Origin of the sequence: Streptomyces violens, assembly GCF_000717745.1 — a bacterium.
Taxonomy (GTDB): Bacteria; Actinomycetota; Actinomycetes; order Streptomycetales; family Streptomycetaceae; genus Streptomyces; species Streptomyces violens.
In genome coordinates this window covers 131748-146098 of sequence record NZ_JOBH01000008.1, presented here as the reverse complement: position 1 = coordinate 146098, position 14351 = coordinate 131748, and the positions used below count along the sequence as shown (strand labels likewise).

At 71.6% G+C, this 14351-nt stretch carries 14 protein-coding genes; 7 read left to right on the top strand and 7 right to left on the bottom strand.

From position 1 onward, the window contains the following. Positions 1-14: 14 nt before the first annotated feature. A complete protein-coding gene (locus IF04_RS0116840) occupies positions 15-602 on the bottom strand; it encodes a helix-turn-helix domain-containing protein (RefSeq protein ID WP_030257442.1) in 588 nt (195 codons plus the stop codon). Between IF04_RS0116840 and IF04_RS0116835 the strand changes: the two genes are divergently transcribed. Next, the gene (locus IF04_RS0116835) at positions 601-1143 is read left to right on the top strand and encodes a GNAT family N-acetyltransferase (protein WP_030257438.1); all 543 of its coding nucleotides are present in this window, start codon (positions 601-603) and stop codon (positions 1141-1143) included. The two genes, IF04_RS0116840 and IF04_RS0116835, sit on opposite strands and share 2 nt — an antisense overlap. Here IF04_RS0116835 and IF04_RS0116830 read toward each other — a convergent pair. After that, a complete protein-coding gene (locus IF04_RS0116830) occupies positions 1121-2473 on the bottom strand; it encodes an MFS transporter (RefSeq protein ID WP_078600398.1) in 1353 nt (450 codons plus the stop codon). The two genes, IF04_RS0116835 and IF04_RS0116830, sit on opposite strands and share 23 nt — an antisense overlap. 126 nt (positions 2474-2599) lie before the next feature. Continuing rightward, positions 2600-3055 carry a MarR family winged helix-turn-helix transcriptional regulator gene (locus IF04_RS0116825; RefSeq protein ID WP_030257431.1) on the bottom strand — a complete coding sequence of 152 codons (456 nt, stop codon included), beginning with the start codon at positions 3053-3055 and terminating at the stop codon, positions 2600-2602. Between the two features lie 91 nt (positions 3056-3146). Here IF04_RS0116825 and IF04_RS0116820 point away from each other — a divergent pair, with 91 nt between their 5' ends. Further along, on the top strand, positions 3147-3668 hold the full coding sequence (locus IF04_RS0116820; RefSeq protein WP_030257429.1) for a hypothetical protein: 522 nt from the start codon (positions 3147-3149) through the stop codon (positions 3666-3668). Between the two features lie 23 nt (positions 3669-3691). Here IF04_RS0116820 and IF04_RS0116815 read toward each other — a convergent pair whose 3' ends face one another. Further along, positions 3692-6112 carry an ATP-binding protein gene (locus tag IF04_RS0116815; protein WP_030257427.1) on the bottom strand — a complete coding sequence of 807 codons (2421 nt, stop codon included), beginning with the start codon at positions 6110-6112 and terminating at the stop codon, positions 3692-3694. A 297-nt stretch (positions 6113-6409) separates the two neighbouring features. Between IF04_RS0116815 and IF04_RS0116810 the strand changes: the two genes are divergently transcribed. Genes IF04_RS0116810 through IF04_RS0116795 form a run of 4 tightly spaced genes read left to right on the top strand, consistent with a single transcriptional unit; the run spans position 6410 to position 10288 of the window. Then, positions 6410-6985 carry a regulator of G-protein signaling domain-containing protein gene (locus IF04_RS0116810; RefSeq protein WP_030257425.1) on the top strand — a complete coding sequence of 192 codons (576 nt, stop codon included), beginning with the start codon at positions 6410-6412 and terminating at the stop codon, positions 6983-6985. Positions 6986-7029: 44 nt separating this feature from the next. Beyond that, positions 7030-8331, top strand: a complete 1302-nt coding sequence (locus IF04_RS0116805; protein WP_051831308.1) for a peptidoglycan-binding protein — start codon at positions 7030-7032, stop codon at positions 8329-8331. Beyond that, positions 8328-9068, top strand: a complete 741-nt coding sequence (locus tag IF04_RS0116800; RefSeq protein WP_051831307.1) for an ABC transporter ATP-binding protein — start codon at positions 8328-8330, stop codon at positions 9066-9068. The genes IF04_RS0116805 and IF04_RS0116800 overlap by 4 nt, the downstream gene beginning before the upstream one ends. Continuing rightward, positions 9065-10288 carry an ABC transporter permease gene (locus tag IF04_RS0116795; RefSeq protein ID WP_030257416.1) on the top strand — a complete coding sequence of 408 codons (1224 nt, stop codon included), beginning with the start codon at positions 9065-9067 and terminating at the stop codon, positions 10286-10288. The genes IF04_RS0116800 and IF04_RS0116795 overlap by 4 nt, the downstream gene beginning before the upstream one ends. A 12-nt stretch (positions 10289-10300) precedes the next feature. Here IF04_RS0116795 and IF04_RS0116790 read toward each other — a convergent pair whose 3' ends face one another. Both IF04_RS0116790 and IF04_RS0116785 read right to left on the bottom strand, forming a co-directional pair. Next, the gene (locus tag IF04_RS0116790) at positions 10301-11941 is read right to left on the bottom strand and encodes a sensor histidine kinase (protein ID WP_030257413.1); all 1641 of its coding nucleotides are present in this window, start codon (positions 11939-11941) and stop codon (positions 10301-10303) included. Further along, positions 11938-12657, bottom strand: coding sequence for a response regulator transcription factor (locus IF04_RS0116785; RefSeq protein WP_030257410.1), 720 nt, complete (start codon positions 12655-12657; stop codon positions 11938-11940). Before IF04_RS0116785 ends, IF04_RS0116790 begins: the two co-directional genes overlap by 4 nt. A gap of 253 nt (positions 12658-12910) precedes the next feature. On the opposite strand from IF04_RS0116785, the gene IF04_RS0116780 reads away from it, so the two are divergent. Continuing rightward, on the top strand, positions 12911-13264 hold the full coding sequence (locus IF04_RS0116780) for a hypothetical protein (RefSeq protein WP_030257406.1): 354 nt from the start codon (positions 12911-12913) through the stop codon (positions 13262-13264). Positions 13265-13315: 51 nt separating this feature from the next. On the opposite strand, the gene pstS is transcribed toward IF04_RS0116780, so the two are convergent. Further along, a complete protein-coding gene (pstS, locus tag IF04_RS0116775; RefSeq protein WP_245654423.1) occupies positions 13316-14335 on the bottom strand; it encodes a phosphate ABC transporter substrate-binding protein PstS in 1020 nt (339 codons plus the stop codon). Between the last annotated feature and the right edge of the window lie 16 nt (positions 14336-14351).

Below are 14351 nucleotides of genomic sequence, written 5' to 3'. Positions count from 1 at the left end.
CCGTAGCGGAGGCGTCAGGGGGCCTCGGAGCGGACGAGTATGACGGCGTAGCGGCACTCCTGCTCGGTGTTGTTGGCGAAGGCGCGCGGGGCCGGGGCGCCGAGCTCGATCGTGTCGCCCGCTGCGAGTTCGTGCGTCTCGTCGCCGTCGTGGAAGGTGAGCCGGCCGTCCAGCACCCAGACGATCTGCTGTACGAAGGCGAACGCCGCGGCCGGATACGGTACGTGCGCGCCGGCGGGCAGCCGGATCTCGGCGATCTCCGCGGGGAACCGCGGACCGGAGATCTGGCGGCGGTGGTACCCGGTGGCCGGGTCCCGCCACTCCGCGGCGGCGTCCACGATCCCGGCCTCTTTACCGTCCCCGTCGTCCATGGCGCCCTCCGCCATCGCGAGCAGCGACGAGACGCTGATGCGGAAGGCGCCGGAGAGCTTGCCGAGGACGACGGCGGTCGGGCTGCTCTCGCCGCGCTCGATCCGGTGGACCATGGCGCGGGAGACGCCGGAGGCATCCGCCAGCTGCGCCAATGTCCACCGGCGCCGTTCCCGCTCGGCACGTACCCGTGCCCCGATGCGGCTCACCAGAGGATCTACCATATTGGACATGGATCCAATATATGAGAACGAGTCGGGAGTGGCGGTCGCGGTGGCGGAAGCGGCGACGGTGCGCCCGGCACGGTCCGGTGACCTGGACGCCATTCTCGCCATTCGCAACGATGCGATCGAGAACTCGACCGCATTGTGGACGGAGACGCTCCAGACGCCCGCCGAGGGCGCCGCCTGGCTCACCGCGTTCCTGGACAAGGGCGCGGCATTCGTCGCCGAGCACGAGGGCGAGGTCGTCGGCTTCGGGGTGTACGCGCCCTGGCGGCCACTGGAGGGCTTCCGGTACTCGGCGGAGAACTCCGTCTACGTCCGTACCGACCGCCATGGGCTGGGCGTCGGCTCCGCGCTCCTGGACGTTCTCATCACCTCGGCGCGGGCGGCCGGCTACCACGTCATGATCGCCGACATCGAGTCGGGCAACGCCGCCTCGATCCGCCTGCACGAACGGTTCGGCTTCCAGGACGTCGGCACCGTGCGCGAGGTCGGCACCAAGTTCGGCCGTTGGCTGGACCTGACGATCATGCGCCTGGCCCTGGCGTAAGCCCTCGACCGCGGCGCAGCCCACCCAGCGCGGCCACCGCGAGGCAGCCGCTGATCGCGGCGATGGCGAGGCCGGTGCGGTGCAGGCCGCCGTCGGTCGAATGGCTGCCGATGAGCAGGGCGAGCATCGCCGAGGCGAGGTTGGCGCCGACGTACTGCGCGGTGCGGTACAGCCCGCCCGCCGCGCCCGCCTGGGCGGCCGGCGCGGCCTGGTAGACGGCGTTCTGGTTGGCCATCGAGTTGTAGCCGTTGGGGATGCCGAGCACCAGGCACAACAGGACCAGCAGCCATACGGGGGAGGAGCCGGTGGGCAGGGTCAGCAGCAGCCCGCCCGCGGCGAGCACCACCGAACCGATCAGGAGCAGCGGGCCGGGCCCGCGCCGCTTCTGCACACGGGTGGCGGTGAGCGTGGAGACGATGCCCATCAGGGCCAGCGGCAGCATCACCAGCCCGGCCCCGGAGGCGCCCAGGTCCCGGGACTCCTCCAGCCACTGCGGCAGGCCGTAGAAGATGCCGTAGTACGCGGTGTACGTCGCGATCGTCCGTACGTACGTGAAGGACAGCGCGCGGTTCGAGAGCAGCCGCAGGTCCAGGAACGGCACCGGAGCCCGCAGCGAGCGCCACACCGTGCACAGCCCGGCGGCCACCGCGCCACCCAGCGCCCACCAGTGCGGCGTCCGGGCCAGGGACAGCAGCCAGTACATGAGCAGGCCCATGGCCGCCACGAAGAGCAGCATCCCGGGGATGTCCAGCTGTGTGACGGTCCGGCGCAGCGCCCTGCCCTCGCGTACGGGGTCGGTGGGGGCCCACAGCAGGATCGCGACCGCGCCGATCACCGTCAGCGGCACGTTGGCCCAGAAGATGCCGGACCAGCCGAAGCCGCCGACGAGCACGCCGCCCAGCGTCGGGCCGAGCGCGACCATGACCTGGGAGCAGACCGTGAGTGCCGCCAGCGCGTTGTGCGAGTCGGCCCGCATCCGGTCGGCGGCGCGGCGGACCATGGCGAGCCCGCAGGGGTACTGCGCGGCGGTGCCGATGCCGATGACGACGCGGCAGGCGACCAGCACGCCGACGGACGGGGCGAAGGGGGCGGCGAGCGAGGCCAGCGCGACCAGGACCAGCCCGGCGAGCGACACCTTGCGCGGGCCGAGCGTGTCGGCCAGCCGGCCGGCGGCGGGCGCCGCCACGGCGGTGGCGAGATAGAGCCCGGAGACCAGCCAAGCGGTGGCGGGTCCGGCCCCGAAGTGCGCCTGGATACCGACCAGCGCGACCGCGATCATCGAGGAGTTCAGCGGCTGCAGGATCGTGCCGAACGCGATGGGACCGACCATGCGCTGCGGCAGCTGGGGCCGGGCCTGAGGCGGTGCGGCACTCTGCTTGTCTTCAGCCGTGCTGTCTACTTGAGCGGTAGGTGTAGGTGCGTGGGGGGTTTCGCGGGAACGGGGCACGGGAGTCCATCAGTGTTCGGTGGGGGCGTCGGGGGCGGCGGCCAGCCGGTCCAGCAGACGGGTGGTGAGCAGCAGCAGATCGCGCTCCACGTCGTTGAGGTGGGTCGCCATCGCGCGGGCCAGCCAGACGTCCTTGCGCGCACGGTCGGCCCGGATCAACTCCCGTCCGCCGTCCGTGGGATGCAGCAGCGTCTGCCGCCCGTCGGCCGGGTCGGGGCGGCGCTCGACCAGCCCCAGCTCCACGAGCCTGGCGACCGGGCGTGCCATCGACTGCGGGGTGACCCGCTCGGCCGCGGCCAGCTCGCTCGCGGTCGCCGGCCCGTCGCGCTCCAGCCGCCCCAGTACGGCCATCGTCCCGAGCGTCAGCTCACCGGGCGGCCGCTGCGCCCGCAGGCGGCGCGCCATGCGCATCAGGCTGTTACGCAGCTCGACGGCCGCGTGATCGAGCTCTTCGCCGGAGGACATCTCTTCAGCATAGTTCAATACCTGAGGGCCGGACTCCGAGCTGCGAAGATCAGCTACGCTGACCGCTGCCGGAGCGACCACAGGGGGAGACATGCTCACCAAGCAGCGACTGATACAGGCCGGGCTGACGGCGCTTCTCGTGGCGGGGCTCAGCGCCTGCGGAGCGGGAGCGGACGGCCACCGGGGGAGCGACGGCAGCGGTCACGGCACGGGGAGCGCCCAGAACGTGCGGCCGCACTCGGACGAGGTCACGGGGCTCCGGGCGGGCGTCCGCCACGTCACCAAGAAGACGGTCAAGGCGACCCGGCCGCACAAGGTGAAGAAGTGCGCGCCCGCAACGAAGCGGGTCAAGCACACCAAGCGCAGCGGCGGCAAGAAGAGGACCTGGCACACCACCGAGCGGTACGAGAAGTGCCGCAAGGTCCGGCAGGGCACGGAGACGTACCGGCGGATCGTCCGGCCGGAACGCTGGTGCGTACGGCTCGACGACGTCAACGGCCGGCCCGGCAAGGACGGCGTCTGGTACCGCGTCCCGCACGCCACCTACACCACCGCACTCGGCAAGGAAGACCACGCCAAGCTGCGCTTCACCCCGACCCGGACCGGCTGCTGACCCGGCCCACCGATCCACCGCTCTCAGGCATTCCGGCGGGTGTCCAACTGCGCCATCGGCATTTCCCCCACCAAGGCGGCGATCCCGGCCCGGGACGAGAATCCCAGTTTGCCCAGGATGTGCTCCAGATGGGCGTCCACGGTCCGCTTGGAGATCACCAGCCGGTCCGCGATCTGACGGTTCGAGAGTCCGGCGGCGACCAGTTCGGCCACTTCGCGCTCCCGGCGGGTCAGCGACTCCAGCGGGCCCGCCGGGTCCTCGGGGCCCGCCGCGCCGGGCGGGGCCTGTTCCGTCCCGGACCGGTCCTGTGGCGTCCCGGACCGGTCCTGTTCCGTCCCGGACCGGACCCGGGCCATCACCTCGTCGAGCGCCATCACCGATCCTCGGCCGAACGCCTTGTCGTACGCGGCATCGCCGAGCTCCGCCCTGGCCTTGCATACGGCCGCGTCATGGTGGCTCTGGAGCATGGCGATGCCGAAGAGCGGGGCGCCGATCTTTTCGTAAAGCACCTTCGTCGCGCCCAGCATCCACGCGGTCTCCTCGGGACGCCCCCGATCGGCCCCGAGCCAGGCGAGCACTTCGAGGGAGTGGGCGAAGCCCGTCATGTCGAGGACGTCGTACTTCATCGCCAGGGCGGCGCGCGTGGCGTCCTCGCATGCGGCGTGGTCACCGCCGAGCCACAGGGCGACCCCTTTCACCCACAGCGCCCATGCCTGGTTCCAGCGCTCCTCCGTTCCCGCCAGCAGACCCAGGGTCACATCGCAGAGCTCGATCGAGGTCTCGGTGTCGCCCAGCATGGCGTGCATCAACGCCTCCTGGTAATGGACGATCGCGATGCCGACGTGGTCCTCCTGCGCGATGAGCCGGCGCCGGGCCTCCCCGTAGTACCGCAGCGCGAGCTCGCCCTCGCACATGAACATGTACGTGCCGCCCAGATACTGCAGCGCGTACGTGAGGAGGGATTCGTCCGCCAGCTCCTCGGCGATGGCCTTGGACTCCTCCAGGAGTGGCAGGGCGAAGTCGTGCTCACCCTGCATGATCGCGAACCAGCCGACGAAGCGCAGGGCTTCCGCCCGTTCGGGAACAGGGCCATCGACCAGGCTGAGCCCCTTGTTCATCCAGTACCGTCCCTCGCTGTACCGCGAGGAGCACACCCAATAACACCAGAGCGAGTTGGCGAGCCTGAGCCCCGCGCGGGCAGCCTCGGCCGCGTCCTCGTCCTCCGCTCCTGCCCCACCGCCCCCCTCGGTGAAGCAGAATTCCAGTGCGGCCCGCAGATCGGCGGAGCACCGCCGCAACCGCAGATATCCGGGCACCTGTTGCGATGTGCAGAACTCCCCTTTGAACTCCTCGGCCATGGCCAGGTAGTGGTCGCGGTGGCGGGCCCGCAGCGCCGGTGCCTCGCCGAGTTCGGTGAGCCACTCCTCGCCGTATTCCCGGATGGTGTCGAGCAGTCGGTAGTGGGTCCCGCTCTCGTCGTCGCGCCTGAGCACGATCGACTTGTCCACGAGCTCGATCAGCGATTCGACGATCTCGTCGGCGGGCAGCTCGGCGTCCGCGCACACCTCCTCCACCGCGGCCAGGTCGAAGTACCCGGCGAAGACCGACAGTCGCGCCCACAACAGCCGTTCCTCGGGCGAACACAGTTCATGGCTCCACCCGATGGCCGTACGCAGGGTCTGGTGCCGGGGCATCGCCGTCCTGTTGCCGCCGGTGAGCAGACGGAACCTGCTGTCGAGCCGGCTGACGAGCTGATCGAGGGAGAGCGCACGCAGCCGTACGGTGGCCAGCTCGATGGCCAGCGGGATGCCGTCGAGCCGCCGGCACAGCGCGCCGACCGCGGCACGGTTACGGTCGTCGACCGTGAAGCCGCTGCGCACCGCCGCCGCCCGCTGGGCGAACAGCCGTACCGCGTCGGTCTCTTCAGCGGTGCCGCCCTCGTCCGGGACGCCGAGCGGGGGAACCTCCAGGACGTTCTCGCCCGGCACGCTCAGCGCCTGCCGACTGGTGGCCAGGATCCGCAGGCCGGGGGCCGTACGGAGCAGGGCGTCGGCGAGCATGCCGCAGGTGTCCACGACGTGCTCGCAGGTGTCCAGGATCAGGAGGAGTTCCTTGTTCTTCAGATACTCCATGAGGTAGTCGAGTGGCGGACGACCGGTCTGCTCGGGCAGGTTCAGGGCACCGATGACGGTGTTCGGCAGCAGCGCGGCGTCGCGCAGCGCGGAGAGCTCCACCAGGCACACTCCGTCGGCGAACCGCGCAGCGAGCTGCGTGGCAGTACGCAGCGCGATCCGGGTCTTGCCCACGCCTCCCGGCCCGACGAGCGTGACCAGCCGGGCCCGGCCGAGCGTCCGCTCCGCCGCCGCGAGCTCATCGGCCCGCCCCACAAAGCTCGTCACCTCGGCCGGGAGGTCGACCGCCACCCGCACATGATGTGTCGCCATCGCAGCCCCACGTTCCTTCGCACAGCCCCACGTGCCTTCGCCTTTTTTCCCTGGCCAGGCGAGAAGTCCGCCCCACGCTAGCGAGCGAGCACACGGCGTGCCTTGCGCACGACACAACATGACCGTCTGGCATCCCTACAGGTCGTTTCTCGCTCGGATCGTTGTCGTTCGGTTCGTTCGGTTCGTGCGGAGAAGTTCTTGATGGCTTCTTCATAGGTTCTTCATCAGGGCGGTTCTACATTCGGCGCGTCCGGCCTCGGTGGGCCGGGCGGTGGCCGAGGGATGAGGAGCGCTGCGATGGGTTCGCGTCGGTGGTTCGGGGGACGGTTGCTGGTCGGGGCGGTGTCGGTGATGGCGCTGACGGTGACCGGCTGCGGGAGCGACGACGGCGGGGACGACATCGCGTCCGCCGGTAACGGCAAGGCCGGCGCCGGCGCGACCAAGAGCAGCGCCGGCGAGTTGGCCGAGTACGTCGAGGGCCAGCGCAAGTGGGTCAAGTGCCTGCGTGACGCGGGGCTCGATGTTCCCGACCCGGACGCCAAGGGCCGGGTCGACTTCGGCGACAACGCCAAGTGGAAGCGCGACCAGAAGGCCCTCCAGGCGCAGGAGAAGTGCGCGGACCTCAGCCTGCCCGTCCCCGACAGCGTCCAGAAGGAGCAGCAGCCCGAGCTCTCCAAGGAGGAGATCGGGAAGAACCGGGAGTACGCGAAGTGCATGCAGGAGCACGGCGCTCCCGACTTCCCCGACACCGGTGAGGACGGCCACTTCCGGGACGTCCAGTGGGATTCCACGTCGGCGGGTGCGAAGCGGGCCGCGCGCGAGTGCGCCTCGATCATCGGCATCCCGGAGAACGCGCCCACGCCCAAGGGCTGACGGGCAGGGCAGGGACAGGATCCGACGGGCGGGGACAGGAAGCCATGGAAACGGGACGGGAATCGGAGAGCCGCGCCGACGGCCGGAGAACCGGGCGGCCCAGGCGCGGCCCCGTGCTCGTGGGGGCCGGGATTCTCCTGGTCGCCGGGGTCAGTACGGTCGGCGCCCTCGGGCTGGGCGGGGGCGGCGCGGACGCCGGTCAAACGGGGGAGGGCAGGAGCAGCCAGGCGGTACCGGTCACCCGTGGCACGCTGACCGACCAGACGGAGATCGACGGCCGGCTCGGCCACGGGCCCGAGGTCCCGTTCCCCGTCAAGGCGAAGGGAACGGTGACCTGGCTGCCCGAAACGGACCGGACGATACGGCGCGGCGGGACCGTACTGCGCGTCGACGACCGTCCGGTGGTGCTGCTGTACGGCAGCCTGCCGATGTACCGCGATCTGGGCATGGTGGAGCCGGAAACGGCGCCCGCGGGCGCTGACGGCACCGCGGGCGCCGACGGGCCCAAAAACACCGACGGGAGCGCCGGCGGCACGAAGGACACCGACGGAGTCACCGACATCGATGGTGGCACTCCGCCGCAGCAGCAGCCCGCCCCACCCTCCCAGCCGACCCCACTCCGCGGCATGGACGTCAAGCAGTTCGAGACCAACCTCCAGGCCCTCGGCTACTCCGGCTTCACCGTGGACGACACGTACACCACGCTGACCGCCGACGCCGTCAAGCGCTGGCAGAAGGACCTCGGCCTGCCCCAGACCGGCAGGGTCGACGCCGGTGACATCGTCTACGCGTCCGGTCCCGTACGGATCGCCGGCACCAGCGTGCGCGTCGGGGCCGAGGCCGCCGGCAGCCCGGTGAGTTACACCCGTACCTCCCGCATGGTCACCGTGGCCGCGCCCGCCGCCGACACGGACTGGGCACGCCGGGGCAGCGAGGTCACCGTGGAACTCCCGGACGGGCGCTCCGTGCCGGGCAAGGTCGCGAGCGTGGGCAAGGACGCCTCCGCCGCCGAGGGCGAGGGGAACACCGAAGGCGCGGAGGGCGGTGGCGACGCGGACACGAAGGCGGCCACCGTGTCCGTGGTGATCACCTTCGACGACCAGGACGCGCTGGGCAGGATGGAGAGCGGCCCGGTCACCGTGCGCTATGTGGTCGAGCAGCGGAAGAGCGTACTGACCGTACCGGTCGCCTCCCTCGTCGCCCTGGCCGAGGGCGGCCACGGTCTGGAACTGGCCGAGGGGACAAGCAAGTTCGTACCTGTGAAGACCGGCCTGTTCGCCAACGGTCGCGTCGAGGTGAGCGGGCCCGAGGTCCACGAGGGCATGAAGGTGAGGATTCCCAAGTGACCTCAGCGACCCGCTCGCCGGGCCCGCCGAAGCCGCAACCCGGCACTCCCGTCGTCCGGTTCGAGGCCGTGTCGAAGACCTACCCCGGCCATGTCACCGCGGTCGACGGAGTGGACCTGACCATCGAATACGGCGAACTGGCCTGCGTCGTCGGCCACTCCGGCTCGGGAAAGTCGACCATGCTGCATCTCATGGGTACGCTCGACCGGCCGTCCAGCGGCCGGGTCACCGTCGACGGCCACCCGATCGCCGAGTTGTCCGACCGCGAGGTCTCCGCACTGCGCGCGCAGCGCATCGGCTTCGTGTTCCAGCAGTTCCATCTGGCCGTGGGCGTACCGGTGTTGGACACCGTCGCCGACGGGCTGCTGTACGCCGGTGTACCGCTGCGCGAACGCCGGCGCAGGGCGGCGGACGCGCTGACCCGGGTGGGTCTCGACCACCGGATCGACCACCTTCCGCACCAGCTCTCCGGCGGCGAGCGGCAGCGGGCCGCGGTCGCCCGCGCAGTCATCGGCGAGCCGGCCCTGCTGCTCGCCGACGAGCCCACCGGCAACCTCGACTCGGCCTCCGGCGCCGCGGTACTGGAGCTGCTGCGCGATCTGCACACGGCCGGCACCACGGTGGTGGTCATCACCCACGACCGGGAGATGGCCACGGCCTTCGACCGGCGGGTGGAAATGCGCGACGGCCGGATCATCGCCGACAGCGGCCCCACCAGAACCGAGGAGCAGCGATGAGCCGCCGAGGGCGAACGCGAGGGCGCACGACCTCATTGCGCCCCGCCCGCCTGACCCCCGCCGACATCCTCCGGCTCGGCGGTACCGGGCTGCGCACCCGCCCGCTGCGGGTCTTCCTGTCTGCGCTGGGGATCGCGATCGGGGTCGCCGCGATGGTCGCCGTCGTCGGCATCTCCAGCTCCAGCCGGGCCGAGGTCGACCGCAGGCTCGACGCGCTGGGCACCAACATGCTGCGCGTCGCCCCCGGCCAGACCCCCGACGGCCGCAAGACCCGCCTCCCCGAGGAGGCGGTGCCCATGATCCGGCGGATCGGTCCCGTGCAGCAGGTGGCGGCGATCGGTGTGCTCGACGGCGCCGCGGTCTACCGCAACGAACATGTGCCCGTGGGGCGGACCAGCAGCGTCCAGGTGGCGGCGGCCGAGCCACGGCTGCTGCCGGCGATCGGCGGTAGCGTCCGTACGGGCCGGTGGCTCGCCTCGGCGACCGAGGAGTACCCGGCGGTGGTACTCGGCGCGGAGGCGGCCCGGAGGCTGGACGCGTACACCCCGGGGATGCGGCTGTGGCTGGGCGGCAAGTGGTTCTCGCTCGTGGGCGTGCTGGAACCGGCGCCGCTCGCCCCGGAGATCGACAGTTCGGCGCTGGTCGGGTGGCAGGCGGCGCGGACGTATCTGCACTTCGACGGCCATCCGTCGACCGTGTACGTACGTGCCCGGGACGACCGCGTGACGGCGGTTCGCGATGTCCTCGCGGCCACCGCGAACCCGGCGCAGCCGAACGAGGTGCTGGTCTCCCGGCCCTCCGACGCGCTGGCCGCCCGGGAGGCCACCGAGTCCGCGTTGACCGGGTTGCTGCTCGGCCTCGGCGGGGTCGCGCTGCTGGTGGGCGGCGTCGGAGTGGGCAACACCATGGTGATCTCGGTGCTCGAACGCCGCCCGGAGATCGGTCTGCGCCGCGCGCTGGGCGCCACCAGCGGCCAGATCCGCGGCCAGTTCGTCGCCGAGTCGCTGCTGCTGTCCGCGCTGGGCGGCCTCGGCGGGACGGTACTCGGTACGGCGATCACCGCCGCGTACGCCTCCGTACGGGACTGGCCGACCGAGGTACCGGTATGGGCCGCCGGCGCGGGCATCGCCGTCACGCTGCTGATCGGCGCGACAGCGGGCCTCTACCCGGCGGTACGGGCCGGCCGGCTCTCCCCGACCGAGGCGCTCGCGGGGTCGTGACGGCGATGGGACTCAGCCGGTGCCGTCCATGCCCCCGTGACCGAGCGGCAGCGTCACAGTGAAGACCGTCCCCACCCCCACCGTGCTCGCGACCTCGATCGTCCCCCGGTGGTCGTGCACGATCTGCCGGGCGATGGACAGGCCCAGGCCGCTGCCGCCGGTGGCGCGGCCCCGGGCCGCGTCCGCGCGCCAGAAGCGGTCGAAGAGGTGCGGCAGGTCCTCGGCCGCTATGCCCGTGCCGGTGTCCCGGACCTGGAGGACCGCCAGGTCGTCGCGGGAGGCCAGGGCCAGTGTGACCGTGCCGCCCGGCGCCGTGGCCCGGATCGCGTTGCCGACCAGATTGCCGATGACCTGGCGCAGCCGGTCGGCGTCGGCGACCGTGTACGTCGGCTGCGGCGCCGCCAGTTCCAGCGCGACACCGGCGCTCTCGGCCTGGGCGCGGTGGGCGGTGCGGCAGGTGTCCAGCAGGTCGCGCAGGTCGACGTCGGCGCGGTGGTAGGTGAGCGCGCCGGCCTCGGCCAGCGCCAGGTCCTGCAGGTCGTCCACGATCCGCTGCTGCAGCATCGCCTCCTCGTGGAGGGACGCGAGGAGTTCGGGCGTCGGCTCCACGACCCCGTCCTGCAGTGCTTCCAGGTAGCCGCGCAGGTTGGCCAGGGGAGTGCGCAGCTCGTGCGCGATGTCGCCGGTGAGGCGGCGCTGGCGTTCCTCGCCGGCCTGGAGGGAGTCGGCCATCCGGTTGAAGGCCCGCCCCAGTTCGGCGATCTCGTCCCGTCCGGAGACCGGGACCCGCTGCCCCAGCTCGCCGTCCCCCAGTCCCCGGGCGGCCAGCGTCAGGGCGCGGATCGGGCGCAGTACGGCCCTGCTCAGCAGCAGTGCGCCGAGGATGGCCGCGAGGGCGACCCCGACCGCGACGGCCACGGTGGGCGCGGCGGCGAGGGTGGGCGGGGATTCGTCGCGCACCCCGAGGCGGACCTGGAGCCGAGGTGGTGCGGCCGAGCCGATCCGTTCGTCGAAGGTCCGCTGCAGGCAGGTGGCGAACCGCCGTTCGTCCGCGCACTTCTGGACCGCCGCGTGGTCTCGGGCGGCTTTCGGGTCGGATGCCGCCGCCGGCTCCTCGCACTGCCCCGGCACTGTGCCGTCCGTACTGACGCGGGGCACGCCGATGCTGTTCGGGCGGGCCGTCACCTTGGCCCCGGCCCGGGTGAGGCAGGCTGCGTAGGCCGCGGCCGACCGGTACTCGCCGATCGCGGTGACCGTGCGCTTGACCGAGGCCAGCGGTACCTGGTCCGTCGGCAGCCGCAGGGTGGGGCGCGGGTCGACCAGGACCGGGGGCTGCCGGCTCACCGCGCGCGGCTCGCGGCCCGTGAGCGCGTCGGAGTCGGCGAGCAGCTCGTCGGCCTCCGTGGCGACCCAGATCCGCTGTCCGGTGTCCTTCGCCAGCCGGCTCACCGTGGGGGAGATGCCTTCCCAGGTGCCGTGCGCGAAGCCGTAGGCGTACAGCTCGCCGGTGATACGGGAGACCACCTGCCGCCCGGCGGTGACGGAATCGGCGGCCTGCCGCGTCGCCTGACGCCACGTCAGCCAGGCGGTCGCCGCCGTGGCGGCCATCGCGACGAGCATCAGCAGGGCGAGCGCCCGCAGCCGGAAACTCACCGTGCCGCCCCTTCCGGGCCGGACTGCCCGGCCGCCAGCCGGTAACCCCGCCCGTACACCGTCTCCACATACCGCGGTCCGTCGGGGCCGCCCCCCTTCTCCAGCTTCCGCCGGAGGTTCATCACATGCGCGTCGACCGTGCGCTCCAGGACGTTCTGATCGAACCCGAAGACCCGGTCGATGATCTGGGCCCGCGTGAACGCGCGGCCGGGCTCGCCCGCGAGCACGGTCAGAATGGCGAACTCCTTGCCGGTCAGCACCACCGGCTCCCCGGCCACCCGCACCTCGAAGCGCGCGGTGTCGATCTCCAGGTCCCCGACCGTGAGCACGGCGGGCTCCGTACGCCCCGCCGCCTTCGCCCGCCGTAACAACGCCCGGACCCGCGCGGTGAGTTCGCGTGGGCTGTACGGCTTGGTCATGTAGTCGTCGGCCCCGAGGTCCAGCCCCAGCAGCATGTCCTCCTCCGTGGTGCGCGCGGTGAGCAGCAGGATCGGGACCTGGGACTCGGCGCGCAGGATGCGGCAGACGTCGAGTCCGTCGACGTTCGGCATCATCACGTCGAGCACGATGAGGTCGGGCCGGGAGGAGCGGGCCCGGTCCACGGCGGCGCGGCCGTCGCCGACGACCTGCACCTCGTTCCCCTCCCGCTCCAGGTAGAGCCGGATCAGGCGGGCCTGTTTCACGTCGTCCTCGGCGACCAGTATGCGAGCGCTCAACGTGCCTCTCCTCACGTCATGTGCCAATTTGTGCGCCCGTAGCGGCTTTTCGGCCTCGCGGACACCCGAAATCGGTCACTCCGGGGCGGAATGCTTTCTTCGCCATGTTCAGAACAGGATCGTACTAACGCCACGTGCATCCCACGCGGTGCAGTGGTCACTGTTCTTGCTTCAGGCCACCCGGCAAGCAGGAGCCGTGCCGACAAGCGGTGCCAACAGCGGTGCCAACAAAAGAATGCAACTGGGGGATTTCATGAAGCGTCGACTCGCAGCCGTTCTGCCCGCCATCGCGGCGGTGGCCGTCTGCCTGCCGTTCACCCTTTCCACTCCGGCGGTGGCCGCCGCGTCCTGCGGCAAGACCGCCGCCGACAAGGACGGAAGCGCCTGGAACGCCACCGCGAGCGGCGCCAACCAGCGCAGCGGGTCCAGCACCGGCTGTGTGAGCAAGGGCATCGCCTACTCCGGCCACCGGCTCGACTACCACTGCTACACGGTGGCCGGCGACTACACCTGGACGTACCTCAGAAACGACAGCACGGGTGTCACCGGCTGGGTCCGCGACGACCTGCTGAGCGACTACGGCTCCAGCGTGTACTGCGGCTTCTGATCGCACCGCACAACGCAGTCAGGGGCGGCCCCGCCGGGGCCGCCCCTGGTCTCATGACAGCGAGCGCACCGCCCGGCGGACCTCCGTGGCGACGGCGGCCGGGAGCGGGGCGTAGTGGAGCGCGGCGAGGTGCTTCTGGCCCTCGGTACTGGCGGTGTAGCTCAGGAACGACTTGAGGACCGGCAGGGACGCGGCCTGGTTGCCCTTGTCGCAGACGACCTCATAGGTCATCAGGACGATGGGGTACGCGCCGGGCTTTGGTGCGTCGTAGTCAAAGGCGAGCGTCTTGTCGTGGCCCTCTCCGACGATGTCCGCGGCGCCGATGCCGGCCGAGGCCGTCTCCGTCGTGGGCGCCACCGGCTCGCCCGCGCCCGTGTCGATGCTGACCGTGGTGATCTTGCGGGAGACGGCGGAGGACAGCTCGAAGTAGCCGATGGTCCCCTCCGAGGAGGACACCTCCGCCGCGACGCGGGAGGAACCGGTCGCGGAGCCACCGCCCTTGCCCTCCCACGCCTTTCCGGCGGGGTGCGGCCAGTCCTCGGGCGCGGCACCGGCCAGGTACTCCTGGAAGTTCTGTGTCGTGCCCGAGTCGTCCGAGCGGTGCATCGGCCGGATGGGCAGGGACGGCAGCTTCGTGCCCGGGTTCAGCTTCTTGATGGCCGGGGCGTCCCAGGTGGTGATCCGCGAATCGAAGATCTTCGCCAGCGTCGGTGCGTCCAGTACCAGATTCTCCACGCCCGGCAGATGGAAACCGATGGCGACGGGGCCGCCGGCCATCGGCAGATGGATCGCCCGGCCGCCCCGGCAGACCTCCCGCGACCACGCGATCTCCTGCTTGCTCAGCACCCCGTCGGTGGCACCGAACGCGGTCGCCCCCCGCTGGAACTGCGCGACACCGGCCCCCGACCCCAGCGGGTTGTAGGCGATCTGCGCGCTCGGGCAGGCCCGTTGGTACGCGTCGATCCAGTGCTCCATCGCGCTCTGCTGCGCCGTCGAACCGGAGCCACGCGCCTTGCCCTCGCCCGCGCAGTCGACCCCGGTCGGTACCGGCTCGGCGGACCGGCGACTCACCTCCGCCTCATCGGTG